9 protein-coding genes are annotated in these 14,452 nt (G+C 73.8%); 3 read left to right on the forward strand and 6 right to left on the reverse strand.

The window, feature by feature from the left end:
* Positions 1-142: 142 nt before the first annotated feature.
* From ACFWFZ_RS11870 to ACFWFZ_RS11895, 6 genes are all read right to left on the reverse strand, one after another.
* The gene (locus ACFWFZ_RS11870; protein ID WP_387120294.1) at positions 143-1,999 is read right to left on the reverse strand and encodes an ABC transporter ATP-binding protein; all 1,857 of its coding nucleotides are present in this window, start codon (positions 1,997-1,999) and stop codon (positions 143-145) included.
* On the reverse strand, positions 1,996-3,687 hold the full coding sequence (locus ACFWFZ_RS11875) for an ABC transporter transmembrane domain-containing protein (RefSeq protein ID WP_387120297.1): 1,692 nt from the start codon (positions 3,685-3,687) through the stop codon (positions 1,996-1,998). The genes ACFWFZ_RS11870 and ACFWFZ_RS11875 overlap by 4 nt, the downstream gene beginning before the upstream one ends.
* Positions 3,684-5,255: an AMP-binding protein gene (locus ACFWFZ_RS11880; protein WP_387120300.1), complete on the reverse strand. Its 1,572-nt coding sequence runs from the start codon at positions 5,253-5,255 to the stop codon at positions 3,684-3,686. The genes ACFWFZ_RS11875 and ACFWFZ_RS11880 overlap by 4 nt, the downstream gene beginning before the upstream one ends.
* Before the next feature lie 32 nt (positions 5,256-5,287).
* Positions 5,288-7,003 (reverse strand): condensation domain-containing protein, encoded by a 1,716-nt coding sequence (locus tag ACFWFZ_RS11885; RefSeq protein ID WP_387120303.1) that lies wholly within the window; start codon positions 7,001-7,003, stop codon positions 5,288-5,290.
* Positions 7,000-8,733 (reverse strand): carbamoyltransferase, encoded by a 1,734-nt coding sequence (locus tag ACFWFZ_RS11890; protein WP_387120306.1) that lies wholly within the window; start codon positions 8,731-8,733, stop codon positions 7,000-7,002. The genes ACFWFZ_RS11885 and ACFWFZ_RS11890 overlap by 4 nt, the downstream gene beginning before the upstream one ends.
* 69 nt (positions 8,734-8,802) lie before the next feature.
* Entirely contained in the window at positions 8,803-9,417 is a 615-nt protein-coding gene (locus tag ACFWFZ_RS11895; RefSeq protein ID WP_387120309.1) for a helix-turn-helix domain-containing protein, read from the reverse strand.
* A 484-nt stretch (positions 9,418-9,901) separates the two neighbouring features.
* On the opposite strand from ACFWFZ_RS11895, the gene ACFWFZ_RS11900 reads away from it, so the two are divergent.
* The 3 genes from ACFWFZ_RS11900 to ACFWFZ_RS11910 are packed head-to-tail and all read left to right on the forward strand — an operon-like array spanning position 9,902 to position 14,375.
* Positions 9,902-11,293 carry a KamA family radical SAM protein gene (locus ACFWFZ_RS11900; RefSeq protein ID WP_387120312.1) on the forward strand — a complete coding sequence of 464 codons (1,392 nt, stop codon included), beginning with the start codon at positions 9,902-9,904 and terminating at the stop codon, positions 11,291-11,293.
* Positions 11,294-11,313: 20 nt separating this feature from the next.
* Positions 11,314-12,474 carry a capreomycidine synthase gene (gene vioD / locus ACFWFZ_RS11905; RefSeq protein WP_387120314.1) on the forward strand — a complete coding sequence of 387 codons (1,161 nt, stop codon included), beginning with the start codon at positions 11,314-11,316 and terminating at the stop codon, positions 12,472-12,474.
* Positions 12,475-12,479: 5 nt separating this feature from the next.
* Positions 12,480-14,375, forward strand: a complete 1,896-nt coding sequence (locus ACFWFZ_RS11910) for an amino acid adenylation domain-containing protein (protein ID WP_387120317.1) — start codon at positions 12,480-12,482, stop codon at positions 14,373-14,375.
* The last annotated feature ends 77 nt before the right edge of the window (positions 14,376-14,452 follow it).

Below are 14,452 nucleotides of genomic sequence, written 5' to 3' on the forward strand. Positions count from 1 at the left end.
TGGCAGCCCCCTGCCGTCCCACTCCATGGCGAGGAGCCGTCACGCCCGTACGTCGGCATCCACGGAACCCCGTCCGGTCGCCTGCTGGGCGGCTGCCGGTCTGGGGCCCCGTGGCACCCCTGTGACCTGCATGGACGCCCGCTCAGGCGTGGCGTGCCGAATCCCAGGAGTGCCACAGGGCGGCATAGGCCCCGTCAGCCGCCAGGAGTTCGTCGTGGCTGCCGAGCTCGACGATCCGTCCGCCGTCCATGACCGCGATCCGGTCCGCGTCGCGCACGGTGTCCAGGCGGTGCACGATCGAGATGACCGTACGGCCCTCGATCAGCGCGGCGAGCGAGCGTTCGACCCGGCGCGACGCCGTGGAATCCAGCAGGGCCGTGGCCTCGTCGAGGACCAGCGCGTACGGGTCCGACAGCAGCAGCCTGGCGAGGGCCAGTTGCTGGGCGTGCGAGGGGGACACCGGGGCCGCGCCCGGGCCGATCTCGCTGTCCAGGCCGTCGGGCAGGGACCGTGCCCAGTCCGCGAGGAGGACGGTGTCCAGTGCCTCCCACAGCTGCGCGTCCGCCGCACTCGCCCCGGTGCCGTCCTCGGCAGGGTCCTCGGCGCCGCCGGCCAGCAGCAGGTTGTCCCGTACCGTGCCGGTGAACACGTGCTGTTCCTGGGTGACGAGCACGATCTCCCGCCTCAGCTGGCCCACCGGCAGGCCGGCGACGTCGGCGCCGCCGATCCGCACGGTCCCCCGGGTGGCGTGGTGTACGCCCGCGAGCAGCTTGCCGAGGGTGGATTTGCCCGCGCCGGAGGCACCGACGACCACCAGACGTTCGCCGGCGGCGATGTCGAGGTCGATGCCGGTGAGGACCTCGCGGCCCGGTCCGTAGCCGAAGCAGACCTTTTCGAGGCGGATGGCATGGCCGTCGAGGGGAGCCGGCGGCTGCGGCTGCTCGCGAGGCAACCGCTCGACACCGAGGATCCGGCGCAGCGCGGCGTTGCCGATCTGGAGTTCGTCGGTCCAGGTCAGGAGGTCGTTGAGCGGCTCACCGAGGGCCTGGACGTAGAGCACGACGGCGGTCAGCTCCGCCAGTCCCACCTCGCCCCGCTGGTAGGCGAGTCCGCCGATGAGGAGGGTGAGCGCCATCGGGACCATGGTGGCCAGGTCCAGGCTCGGGAACCAGATGGTCTGCAGCCAGGTGGTGCGCTGCCGGGTGCGCACCACCTGGTCGACAGCCGTGCCGTGGCGCCGGAGCCGGCGCGGTCCGAGCCCGAGGGCCTCGACGGTGGCGGCGCCGCGCGTGGTCTCGTGGGTGACGGCCAGCACGTCGGCCTCCTGCGCGAGGAGGAGCTCGTACGCGCGGGTGGCGCGCGGCCGGTACCACCAGGTGGAGAGGACGGCGAACGGTACGCCGGCCAGCAGGCCGAGGGCGAGCAGCGGTGAGGTGAGCAGGATGGCCGCGAAGGTGAAGACCAGGGTGACGGCGGCCAGCGCGATGCGGGGGACGGCCTGCCGGATGCTCTCGTTCAGCCGGTCGGCGTCGGTGGTGGCGCGGCTGAGCAGGTCGCCCGTGCCGACCGCCTCCACCTCGGACAGGGGAAGCCCGAGCACCCGGCGGACGAAGTTCTCACGGGTGCGGGCGAGGACGCGTTCGCCGAGCAGGGTGGCCTGGGTGCGGGCGGCTCGGGCGAGGAGGGCATGGCCGACGAGGATGGCGACGAAGGCGAGGGCGAGCACGTCGACGTGGCCGGTGGTGGTGCCGTCCTTGACCGACTCGACCAGGTGTCCCAGGAGTCGGGGGGCGATCAGGCTCGCCACGAGAGCCGCGGCGAACAGCCCGAAGGTCAGGGCCAGTCGAGGGGCCTCGCCGCGGAGGAAGGCGCGGGTCCAGACGCGGACCTCGGCCCGGTCGGCGAGCGGGAGCCTGCCGCCGCCGGACCCTTCGGTGGGTCCGGGGTCCGGGGAGGCGTCCGGGCCCGCCGGGGGGGCCTGGGTGGGGGTGGTGGTCATGAGGGCACTCCTGCGGAGCGGTCGGTGCCGCCGGGGGCGGGCTCCGCTTCGAGGCGGACCACGTGGTCGGCGGCGGCTCGCCACAGTGGGCTGTCGGTGAAGACCACCGTGGTCCGGCCGGCGCGCAGGGCGGCGACCCGGTCGACGATGCGGGCCTCGGTGTGGGCGTCGACCGAGGCGGTGGGGTCCTCCAGGATCAGCAGGTCGGGTGCCGCGAACAGGGCGCGGGCGAGGACCAGCCGCTGGCGCTGGCCGCCCGACAGGGCGCGGCCTCCCTCGTCCAGCCAGGCGTCCGGGCCGCCGGGCAGGGAGTCGACGACGTCGGTGGCGTCGGCGGCGAACAGGGCCCGGTCCAGGGCCTCCCGCGATCGGGCGGACCCGGCGGTCAGCTCCTCCCGTACGGTGCCGCTGAAGAGGATGTCGGCGGGTCCGGAACGCAGCAGCCGGGTGGACAGCTCGTCGGGATCCGCCCGGTCCAGGGGCACGCCGCCGAGGCGGACGGCCGAGGGACCGCTGCGGGCACCGGGGCGGCTGAGGCGGTCGGCGAGGTCGCCCGTACGGTCGGCGGGAGCGGTGACCACGGTGAGGCGGCCTGCCGCGGCGGTGATGCCGGTGTCGGCGTCGGCCAGTGCGAGGGCGCCGGCCGGCAGCGGAGCGGGATGGGCGGGGCGGACGGTCTCGGGGGCCAGCCGCAGCAGCTTGCAGACTCGGCCGGCGGCGACCTTGGCGAGGCTGAGGGTCTCGGCGGCTTCGGTGGCCGTGCTGACGGGCAGGGTGAGGAAGGCGGAGGCACCGTAGAACGCGACGAGTTCACCGGCGGTGATGGTGCCGTTCAGCGCGAGGCGGGCCCCGAGCCAGACGATGCCGACGGTGACCAGTCCCGGCAGGAAGACTCCGGCTGCCTGGAGCCAGGCCTCCATCCGGCCGGCGGACTCACCGGCCCGGCGTACCTGCTGGCTGGTACGGCGGAAGCGCTCGGCGAAGCCGGCTTCGCCGCCGATGCCGCGCAGGATGCGCAGCCCGGCCACGATGTCGCCGGCCTGGGATGTGGCAATGCCCATCTGCTCGCGCTGGGCCTCGTCGCGTTCCTGGAGGGGCCGCAGCAGGGGCCCGATCCCGAGGACGGCGGCGGGGACGCCGATGAGTACGGCCAGCCCGAGGACGGGCGAGGTGAGGGTGAGGGCCACGGCCACCACTACGGCGGCGACGACCGCCCCGACGGTGCGGCCGACGACCTCGAAAGCGTTGCCTATGCTCTCCACGTCGGCCGTGGCGGAGGCGGCCACGTCCCCCGAACGGGCCTTGCCGCGCAGGGTGGCGCCCAGTCGCACGACCTGCCGCATCAGCACCCGGTGGGTGACCGACAGGGCATGGGCCTCGGCGCCGACGGCGGCCTGGATGAGGCCTGCGCCGGCGAGGGCCTGGAGAAGGCCGAGGCCGAGGGCGAGCAGCGACCACAGGTAGAGCCCGGCCTGGCCGGTGTTGTGGCCGGCTTCGTCGATGGCCCGCCCGAGGACCAGCGGGATCAGTGCCAGGGGGACCATCCAGAGGGCGCCGAGCACGGCGGCGAGGACCAGCGGCCAGGGGCGGATCCGCGCCAGCCACCACAGGTAGGCCCAGGGGCCGCGGGCCTCCGCCTCGGGGACGGTGGCGGGGGCGACCGAGGCGTCGAAGAGTCGGTTGGTCACAGGTACCGGTCCCGGGTGCCCGCGCGGTCGACCTTCCCGGTGCGGGTGTGCACCAGCTCGGGCACGGCGACGATCCGGTCGGGCACGAGGGGGCCGGGGACGGCGGCCCGCAGCCGCTCGCGCAGCGCCGCGGCGGCGCTGTCGGCGCGCGGTCCGCCGGCCACCGCGTCCGGTTCCCGCGACACGTCCCGTACGTCGGGTGCCTCGGATGCCCCCGCCGCCTCGGGCGCGAGGACCACGAAGGCGACCAGGACCGTGTGTTCGCCTTTGGTGTGCGCCACGGCGGCGACGGCCGTCACGCCCGGAAGCCGTCCCACGGCTCCTTCGACGTCCAGCAGGTCCACACGATGCCCGCGGATCTTGACCTGGTGGTCGATGCGGCCGTGGAAGACGAGCGAACCCTCGGCGTCCTCGGTGACGAGGTCCCCGGTGCGGTACCACCGGTCGGTGCCGCCGCCGGGATCGGTTTCGACGAACCGGGCGGCGGTGCGCTCGGGGTCGTCGACGTACCCGGTGGCCAGCTGGGGTCCGGCCACGAGGAGTTCGCCGGGCCCGTGCGGCACGTCGGGCCTGGACACCACGGCCTGCCGTACGGAAGGCAGCGGGCGGCCGATCGGCACCCCGTCGGGGAATGCCGCGGCCGCACCCGGGCCGGCGAGGACGGCGCTGTGGGTGACCAGCGCGGTTTCGGTGGACCCGTAGGTGTTGAGCAGGACGACGTGGTCGGCGCCGAGGCGCCGCCAGCGCTCCAGCATGTCGGGCCGGACGGCCTCACCGCCGATCACGACGGTCTCGACGGAGCCGGGCAGGGCACGGCCGGTGTCCAGCAGATGGCCGGTGTAGAGGTGCCAGTAGTCGACGGGCAGGTTGACGAGGGTGACCTCGTGATCGGTCAGGACACGGTCGAGGTCCGCCTCGCTGTCCTCGTCGAGGACGACGAGCCCGCCGGACAGCAGGGTCGGCAGGATCTCCTCCAGGCTGGTGTCGCCGTCCGCCCGGTGGAAGTTGAGGGCGACGGTGCCGGGCCCGACGCCGTACTGCCGGCCCAGGTGCGGCAGGACGGCGTGCAGTGCGCCGTGCGGGACCACGGCCGCCTTGGGGGCGCCGGTGGAGCCCGAGGTGAACAGGACGTAGGCGGGGTCCTCCGCCCGCACGGGTGCGCCGACCTCGGGCAGAGGGGCTTTGGAACGGCCCCAGTTGGGCCGCAGGACGCGGTCGACGGCGGGCAGCCGGCCGGTCTCGGCGGTGGCTATCAGCTCCCGGCAGCCGATGGCGCGCAAGGCCTCGTCGGCATGGCCGGCCGGCCCGTCGGCGACCGGGACGTAGCCTCGGCCGGCGGCCAGGATGCCGAGGATCGCCGCGATGTCGCGGACGCTGTGGTGCGCGTGGACGGCCACCACCGGCGCGGCGCCCGCCGGGGGGCGGGTGGCCACCAGATCGGCCACAGCCCCTGCCCAGCGGGCCAGTTGGCCGTATCCGACGGTCACCCCGTTGTCGACCACGGCGGGCCGGCCCGGGTCCGAGCGGGCGATCGCGAAGAAGGGGTCCAGCATGCTGGGCAGGATCATGGCAAGTGTCTTCCGGTCCGTCCGTAGGGCGTTCAGCGGGTGGGGGCCTCGGGTGCACCGGGCACGTCGGGCCCGGTCAGGGCTTGGAGGAGGGTGACGAGGGCCTCCCGGTGGCGGGCGGCGAGCGCGCGCACGGTCACCTCCTCGTGCAGGGCGGTGGAGTACCACCAGTCGACGCGCAGCGTCCCGTCCTCGGTGGTGGCGATCACCTCGACCGGGTGTGGGCGCTTCCAGTGCGGAGCCGTGATGTCGCCGACCGGTTCCGGGGCGACGTCCGGCAGGAGCGTGCCCAGGGGCAGGGCGTCGGCGTCGTCGCCTTCGTAGTCGAACGAGACGTCGCTGGGCGTGGCGGCGCGCAGCACGGCTGCGATCCGCGGCCGGCCGTGCCGGGCGAGCGCGCCGTGACCCACGCCGCCGCCGGGCAGGGCCGCGAGGTGGCCCACGGTCCGGGCGAGGCGTTCGGCCGGGGTGCCGGGTGCGAGGTCCAGGCGGACGGGGACCGTGGTGGTGAACCAGCCGGTGGTACGGGCCAGATGCGTGTCCCCGACGGTCTCCTCACGGCCGTGGCGCAGTACGTCCACGCGCACCGCAGGCTCGCCGAGCCGTTCGGCCAGCACCTCCCCCAGGGCGTGCAGGACGAGGTCGCCGGGGTGGGCGCGGTGGGCGCGGGCCGCCGCGTGGAGGCGGCCGGTGAGGTCGGCGGGGAACTCCTCACGGTGGGTGGCCGCGGTGGCGGCGGTGTTCACGGCCCGCGGGTCGGCCACCGGGTGGTCCGGCGGCAGGGCGGCAGGGGTGCGGGTCACCTCCGTCCACCACTGCGCCTGCTCTTCCGCCTCGGGGGTGCGGGCGTGGGCCGCGAGGGCCTGCGCCCACTGTGGGTAGGAGGTGCCCTCGGTCGGCCACACGTCGCGCCGGCCCTCCTCCAGCGCCGTGTACACCTCCTCCAGGTCTGCGAGCATCACGGACCACGAGACCATGTCGACGGCGAGCTGGTGGACGGCGATCAGCAGCCGGCCGGGACGGGACGGGCCTGCGTCGAAGCGGACGAAGCGGGCCACACGGCCGGCGTGCGGGTCCAGGGAGCGCTGCTCGACCGCACATCGCAGGGCGACCGCGGCCGACAGGTCCGCGTCGGCGAGTTCTGAGACGTCGACGGTGTCGAGTACCGCCCCGAGGGCCGAACCGGGCGGGCCGTCGGTGGCCAGGGCGGCCGTCTGCTGCCGGGGCCGCCGGGCCGGGCGCTCCTCGACTGCCAGGCGCAGCGACGCGTGACCGGCGACCAGCCGCCGGACGGCCTCGGCGAACGCTTCGGGGTCGATTCCCGGCCGTGTGGTGAAGAGCAGGGCCTGGTCCCACTGGCCGCGCTCGCCCGTCTGCTCTTCCCAGGCCTGTTCCTGGGAAGGGGTGAGGACGACCGGGCCCTCGGCGGTGCCGGGCCGGGCGGCCGCGGCTCCGCCGCGCAGGGCGGCACACCGGGCGACGAGGGCGGCGAGGCGGACCGTGGTCAGCTCGGGGGCGAACAGCTCGCGCAGCTGCACCCGTACGCCGAAGGCTGCCTCGATACGGCGGGCGGTGCGGATCAGGTCGAGGGAGTCCACGCCGAGGTCGCGAAGCGGGGCGGCGGGGTCCGCGTCGGGAGCCAGGACCGCTTCGGCGAGCCAGTCCACGAGGCGGGCGTGGATCTCCGCTTCGGACGGGGCGGGCCCCGGGGACGCGTCGGCGGCGGGCGGTCGCACCGGGGCGGTCACGCGCCGGCCTCCCCGAGGGACCCGGCGGGACGGCGCACCAGGAACGGGCCGAGGGCGAGGGCGTCCAGAGGCAGCCGGTGGAAGGTGGCGAGGGCGTCGCGGGGACTGCACACGACGGGTTCGTCGCGGCCGTTGAACGAGGTGTTCATGATGACGGCGGCGCCGGTGTGCCGGCCGACCTCGCCGATGAGGCGGTGGTAGAGCGGGTCGACCGCGGCGGAGACGGTCTGCGGCCGGGTGGTGCGGTCGCTGTGGACGACGGCGGGCATGGCCGCGGCGCCGGCCTCGGTCACGGGCGTGGTGACGATCATGTACGGCAGCGGGGTGGCCGTGCCGATGAGGGCCTCGGCAGCCTCTTCCTGCAGGCTGGGGGCGAACGGGCGCCACGCCTCACGGTCCTTGATGCGGACGTTGACCCGGTCGCGGGTGGACTCCGGGTCGGGTACGGCGACCATGCTGCGGTGCCCCAGCGCACGGGGTCCGCCCTCGGCGCGGCCCTGGAACCAGCCCGAGACCCCGCCGGCGGCCAGCACCTCGGCGGTGGCGGCGGCGATGTCCGCGGGCTCGGTGTAGGCGGTGCCGGACGCGTCCAGGACGTGGCGGATCTCGTCGGGAGACCACTGCGGGCCCCAGGCGACCGAGCCGTTCATGGGCCGGATGCGATCGCCCTCCCGGGCGGCGGCCCAGACCGCCGCACCGAGCGAGACGCCCTGGTCACCGGCGAGGGGCTGGACGAAGAGGTCCCCGACCTCGGGCATCCGCATGATCTTGCCGTTGAGGGTGGCGTTGAAGCCGACGCCGCCGGCGATCAGGAGCGTGGTCTCACCGGTCTCCCGGAGGAGCCCGCGGACCAGGCCCATGACGGCCCGCTCCAGAGCGGCCTGCGCGGTGGCGGCGACGTCGCGGTACTCGAAGGGGTCCCGGTCGGTGACCTTGGTGTAGCGGCCGGCGCGGGGGTCGAAGCGGCGCGCGCTGCGGTTGGGGGCGTCGGGGAGCGTCTTCTCCAGGTGCTCCAGCCAGTACCGGATGGTGGCCGTCTCCTCGTCCGTGCTGCCCGTGGAGCGCAGATCGGGCGGGACGACGCCGACGGTGAAGTCCTCGTCGGTGAAGCCGAAGGCGCCGCCGAAGGTGAGGTCGCCGGGGGTGCCGTAGGAGGCCAGGCCCATCATCTTGCCCGCGGCATCGGCCCCGAGGCCGGCGTACTCGCAGACTGCGGCGTAGAAGTAGCCGAGCGACCAGCCCGGAGTGTGCGCACGCAGTGTCTTGATCTCGCCGTCGATGCCGACGGCGAGGGTAGTGCTCTCGTTCTCGCCCTGGCCGTCGAGGACGAGGATCGCTCCGCGGTCGCGCCCGGAGAGGTGGTAGGCGCTGGCGGCGTGGGCGATGTGGTGACCGACGAACGTCAGCCGGGGATCACGGGTGCGGGGGAACAGTGCCTTGGGCAGCAGGTGCTCCAAGGCGGCGGCGTCGCTGTCGAACCAGTCCAGGCCGCGGTCCGCGAAGAGGGTGGGCATGTCCCACCCGTGGGCGACCACGTCGATGTCGTCCAGGGTGAGACCGCCCTCCGCGAGGCAGTAGGCGGCCGCGCTGAGGGGCGCCTCCCCGTAGGCGTGCTTGTGACGGGTGAAGCGTTCCTCCTCGGCCAGGGCGATGACGTCGCCGTCCACGACGAGGCAGGCCGCACCGTCGTGGCTGGCACCGGGCCAGCCGTTGACTCCGAGCACACGCATGGTCAGTCCCCAAAGGTCGGTCGGGTTCCTCCGGATCCGCCTCGGGCCCGCGGGGCGCTCGGCGTCCGGTCACGTCAACGGATCCTGTCGGTCCACCGGGTTGTACACGACCTGGGAGTTTGTGCGGAGATCCGCGGCGAAGATCGCCGACGCCTCTTTCAGTACCGCGTTGGCACGCCGCAGCCGCTCGACCTCGCCGCGCAGCCGCCGCAGTTCCGCCCGCTCGTCGCCGGTCAGTGCGTCCCTGGCCGGGCGGCGCGCGGCAGCGACGGGCGAGGCGACGGCGCGGGCGGCGGCGCCGGGCTCGGCCCGCCGAGCCGCTACGAGGGGGCCTGGTGCGGGACGACGGCCGGCGGCCGGCTGGGAGGGGACCAGACCGGCGCCGCCCGGCTGGCCTCGGGCGGGATTGTCGCGTCCCTCCAGTGCGCTGCTGAGGAGGTGCCAGCGGCGGGTCCACGGTTCCGGATCACCCCCGCACGCGGCCACGTAGGCGAGCGTCACCTTCAAGGAGGGCCTGTGCAGTCCGCGGGCCGCCTCCGAGAGCGTCGCCACGGAGTAGTGGGCCCGTTTCGCCATGGTCCGGTAGGAGGGGTTCCCGGCCTGCCTCCGCAGAGCGCGCAGTGCGTGGGCGAACTCCTCCAGCGGTCCGGCTGTGGGATCCAATAACCGCTCTGGCCTGGGCATGCTTCTCCCCTGGTGATCAATGGTGTCGAGTTGAGGTGCATGTTTTCGTGCCGTACAACCTGGTCAGTGGCGCACGGGTCCGGCGTGACGACCGGTCCGAGGTTTCGGGGGCGACTGGAAACCCTCGCACCGGGACCTCTCGGACATTGGTACATGCCACTGACATATCCATCAATCGCCAGTCGACAATTCCGGCCACGCGGAGGCCGGTTCGTCCGAATAAGGCTCCCCTAACCTCACCCGCCGGGCCGCCCGTCCGGCCTCGTTCCCCGGACGTTCCACTTCCCGTCGCGGAACATTGCCGGTACGCGAGCGCCGCGCCACTCGTTGCCTGTACAACCATCCGCTTCCGGCGTCGGCTTGTACAGGGGCACACCTCCCGAGTGCCCCGTACAACCGGCCCTCGTGTACAACGCCGGGACTCTGCAAGATCGGTTCCTGTCAGGCGATACGGCCGAAACCGACGGGAATGGGTGGCGGGTTGGTGGACACAGCACGCAGCCAGACAGAACCAGCAACACTCGATGGCGTCTACGAGTACCGAAGCAGTCGGCTCGTGGAACCGGACTGGCGGCGCCTCCCCGGATGGCGCGAGGTCACCGAGGCGGAGTGGGCGGACCCGCAGTGGCAGCGCGCCCACTGCGTCAAGGACGCGAAGGGACTGCGCGCGGTCGTCGGCGACCTGCTCGACGAGGCGTTCTACGAGGACTGGGAACAGGACCGACTGCACCGTGCCACCATGTCGGTGCTGCTACCGCCCCAGATGCTCAACACCATCGCCCCGGAGGCCGCGGCGGCCCGTCCGGGCGAGCTGACCAAGGCTTTCTACGACGACCCCGTACGCCGCTACATGCTGCCGGTGTTCTCCGACCGGCACCCCCACTGGCCCTCGCACCCGATGGCCAGCCGGGACTCGTTGCACGAGCAGGACATGTGGGTGGTGGAGGGTCTCACCCACCGCTACCCCACCAAGGTGCTGGCGGAACTGCTGTCGACCTGCCCCCAGTACTGCGGGCACTGCACCCGGATGGACCTGGTGGGCAACTCCACACCCCAGGTCTCCAAGAACAGGCTGCAGCTCAAGCCGGTCGACCGGGCCGACCGGATCCTGGAGCATCTGCGCTCCTCCCCCGGCATCCGGGACGTGGTGGTCTCGGGCGGCGACCTGGCCAACATGCCCTGGCCGCGGCTCGAACGCTTCGTGGACAGCCTGCTGGACATCGACTCGATCCGCGACATCCGGCTCGCCAGCAAAGGGCTGATCGGACTGCCCCAGCACTGGAATTCCGGCCCGGTGCTCCAAGGCGTCGAGCGCATCGCCCGCAAGGCCCGCTCCCGCGGGGTGCGCGTCGCGCTGCACACCCACGCCAACGCCGCGCAGCAGGTGACGCCCGGGGTGGCGCGGGCCTCCTGGGCCCTGTTGGGCGCCGGTCTGCACGACGTGCGCAACCAGGGCGTGCTGATGCGCGGGATCAACGACAACGCGCACGACCTGCTCGACCTGTGCTTCGCGCTCATCGACCACGCCGGCATCACTCCGTACTACTTCTACATGTGCGACATGATCCCGAACGCCGAGCACTGGCGCGTACCGCTGCACCGCGCGCAGCTGATCCAGCATCAGATCATGGGCTACCTCCCGGGATTCTCCACCCCGCGCATCGTCTGCGACGTACCGATGGCCGGCAAGCGGTGGGTGGACCAGGCCGACTCCTACGACCGCGAGCTCGGGGTGTCGCACTGGAGCAAGAGCTACCTCACCCCGCTGGAGGCGGCGGACCCGGACGCCCACAGCGGCTCCTACCACTACTACGACCCCATCGACACGCTCCCGCTCTCCGGGCAGCGCTGGTGGCGGGAAACCCGTCAGGGGTAGAGAAGGGACAGTTGCACAGCATGAGCAGTCTCCGTCCACGGCGTGAAGACCCTCCGATGCTGGAGGAGTGGTACCGCCGGCACCTCGGCCCGGACATCCACGACATCAGCTCCAGCGGCGTCCACCCTTACACCTTCGCCGAGATACGCGACCTGTGCCGCATCCCGGCCGCCGACCTCGACGAGATCGTCATGGACGACAGCGTCTCCCAGGGCGGGGCCGGCATCCGCCAGGCCGTCGCCGACCGCTATGCCGGCGGCGACGCCGACCGGGTGCTGATCACCCACGGGTCCAGCGAGGCCATCGCGCTGACCCTGAGCACACTGCTGCACCCCGGCGACCGGGTCGTCGTCCAGGAGGGCATCTACCATTCACTGGGCCACTACCCGCGGGCGGCCGGCTGCGACGTGGCCGAGCTGCCGGCGCCGGCCGTGCGCGACGGCGAGATCGACCCCGGTGTGCTGGCCGACGTGATCACCCCCGGCACCGCGGCGGTCATCGTCAACTTCCCGCACAACCCCACCGGCGTCACGCTGTCCCCCCAGGGCCTCAAGGCCCTGACGGAACGGACCGCCGAGACCGGCGCCGTACTCGTGTGGGACGCCGCCACCGCCGAGATCGCCCACCGCTGGGAGGTGCTCCCCGACCCCGGCGCCGACGGCGGCGACACGGTGTCCTACGGCACCTTCTCCAAGACGTTCGGCCTGCCCGGCCTGCGGGTGGGCTGGGCCGTCGCGCCGAAGGAGCTGATCACCGCCACTTTCCCGCTGCGCGACCGGACCACGCTGTTCCTCTCGCCACTGGTCGAACTGGTCGCCGAGCGGGCCATGCGCCACGCCGACGAGCTGATCGGCACACGGGCGGCCGAGGCCCGGCGCAATCTCGCGCACCTGGCGGAATGGATGGCCGAGCACGCGGAGCTGGTCCGCTGGACACCGCCGGAGGGAGGCGTGTGCGCGCTGCCCGTCTTCCGTGAGCTGGAGCGTGCGGCGGCCGGGCCGGAGGCGGTGGAACGCTTCTGTCTGGAACTGCTGGCCCGCCACCGCACCCTGCTGGTGCCCGGTACGGCCTTCGGCGTGCCGCACGGTGCCCGGCTCGGCTTCGGCGGCCCGGAGGAGGGTTTCCGGGCCGGTCTCGCCGGGTTGTCGGAGTTCCTGCGATCACGGGAGGCCGGGCGGTGACCGCCGTGACCGAGCCCGATGTGCTCGACCTGTGGGACCTCTCGGTCCGCGACCACGCCGACGGGCCCGCGCTCGTGACCCCGCACCGGGTGCTGTCGTACCGGGACGCGGACCGGCTCACCGACGCCTGGGCCACCGCCCTCGCGGGGCGCGGCGCCGGCCCGGGAAAGCTGGTGGGCCTGGCCTTCGGCGACCCCGCCCGCACCGTGCTCGGCATGCTCGCCGCGCTGAAGGCCGGAGCGGGGTTCACCGTCCTGGACGACCGGCTGCCGCCCGCTGCCCGCGCGGCGCTGGTGGACCGTACCTCGGCGGCGGTGTGGTTGGGCGAGGGAGGGCACGCGCCCGAGGGCGCTTACGTACCGGACGGCCCGGACCACGACGGCGGAGCCGGTGCCGACGGGACGGACGGCGTGGCGCCGCCGCGTTTCGCGCGGCGGGCCCGCGGGTCCGACGTGGCGTACGTGCTGTTCACCTCCGGCTCCACCGGCCGGCCCAAGGGCACCGTCGTCGAGCGGGACGCACTGCGCCGGTTCGCGAACGCGGTCGCGGCGCGGCTGGGGCTGACGTCGCACGACCGCTGGCTCCAAGTGGCGTCGCTGGGCTTCGACGTCCTGATCGAGGAGGTGTTCCCCGCGTTCGCCGCCGGCGCGGCCGTGGTGTGCCGCGACGACACCCGGGCCCTGGACGCCGAGGAACTGCACATCACCCTGGCCCGGACCCGGACCACCGTGGTCGAACTGTCCACCCAGTACTGGCTGGAGTACGCCCGCTGGCTCGACGCGAGTGGCACGACCACTCCGGAGGCCCTGCGCACGGTGGTGGTGGGCGGCGAACGGATGGACGCCCACCCCTACCGGGAATGGCAGGCACGGCAGCCCGCCGGCCTCGCCCACGTGTACGGACTCACCGAATGCACCGTCAGTTCCACCTTCTACACCGGGCTCCTGCCGCCCGACGCCGAGGAGGTGCCGCTCGGCACGCCCCTGAAGGACGTGGAGATCAGCATCCGGCAGGCGGGCCGCCCGGTGCCGGACGGCGAGACGGGCGAGATCCACATCGGCGGTCCGCTGCTGGCCCGCGGCTTCCTTGACGACGAAGCCGCCACCGCCCGCCGCTTCGTGCCCGACCCGTACGCCGGCGAGCCCGGCGCACGCCTGTACGCGACGGGCGACCTGGGCCGGATCGACGCCGACGGGCAGCTGGTCTTCCTCGGCCGGATCGACGACCAGGTCAAGATCCGCGGACACCGGCTGGAGCCGGCCCGGGTGGAACGCGCCCTGTGCGAGGTGAGCGGCGTCGGCCAGGCGGTGGTCTTCCCCGACCCGGAGACCGGCACCGTCCTGTGGGCGTTCACCGTGCCGGCCGACCCTGCGACGATGCCGCTGCCCGGCGAAGCCGCACGGCTGACGGGCGCCGACCGGGACGCACTGGTGGCGCCGCTGGAGGCGCAGCTGCCGGACTGGGCGGTGCCCCGGGTGCTGTACCGGGTGTCCGTCCTGCCGAAGAACCCGCACGGCAAGGTCGACAAGCGGCGGCTGGCCGCCTGGGCGGCCGCAGCAGCCCAGGCCCACACCCCGGCCCCTGCGCCCGGAGCGGGACCACAGGTCGGCCGGCACCCGGAGGCAGGCCGCCTCGCACACGATGTCGGGGAACCCTCCCGAGGGGAGCCGCTGGACAGCGTGCTGGCCCTCTTCCGTGAGGTCCTGGCCGCCCCGGGCCTCGGCCCCGACGACAACTTCTTCGACCACGGCGGCCAGTCCCTGCTCGCCATGCGCCTGCTCGCGCGGCTGCGCGAGTGGCTGCCCGCCGCCGCCGGACTGCGGGCGAGCGCACTCTTCACGGCTCCGACCCCCCGGCTGTTCGCCCGCGTACTCACCGACCGCGCGACGACCCGGCCCTGACCACCGCGTCACGCCTCACCGCGTCACGCCTCACCGCGGCAGCGCGGCACCACGCGCCCGCCTGCCGCCGACCACCC

This window comes from Streptomyces sp. NPDC060232, assembly GCF_042726555.1.
Lineage (GTDB): Bacteria > Actinomycetota > Actinomycetes > Streptomycetales > Streptomycetaceae > Streptomyces.

Excerpts from the sequence above, each read along its gene's own strand:
- ACFWFZ_RS11870 (WP_387120294.1), bottom strand. The coding sequence starts at position 1,999 with ATGACCACCACCCCCACCCAGGCCCCCCCGGCGGGCCCGGACGCCTCC.
- ACFWFZ_RS11880 (WP_387120300.1), bottom strand. The coding sequence starts at position 5,255 with ATGATCCTGCCCAGCATGCTGGACCCCTTCTTCGCGATCGCCCGCTCG.
- ACFWFZ_RS11890 (WP_387120306.1), bottom strand. The coding sequence starts at position 8,733 with ATGCGTGTGCTCGGAGTCAACGGCTGGCCCGGTGCCAGCCACGACGGT.
- ACFWFZ_RS11895 (WP_387120309.1), bottom strand. The coding sequence starts at position 9,417 with ATGCCCAGGCCAGAGCGGTTATTGGATCCCACAGCCGGACCGCTGGAG.
- vioD (WP_387120314.1), top strand. The coding sequence starts at position 11,314 with ATGAGCAGTCTCCGTCCACGGCGTGAAGACCCTCCGATGCTGGAGGAG.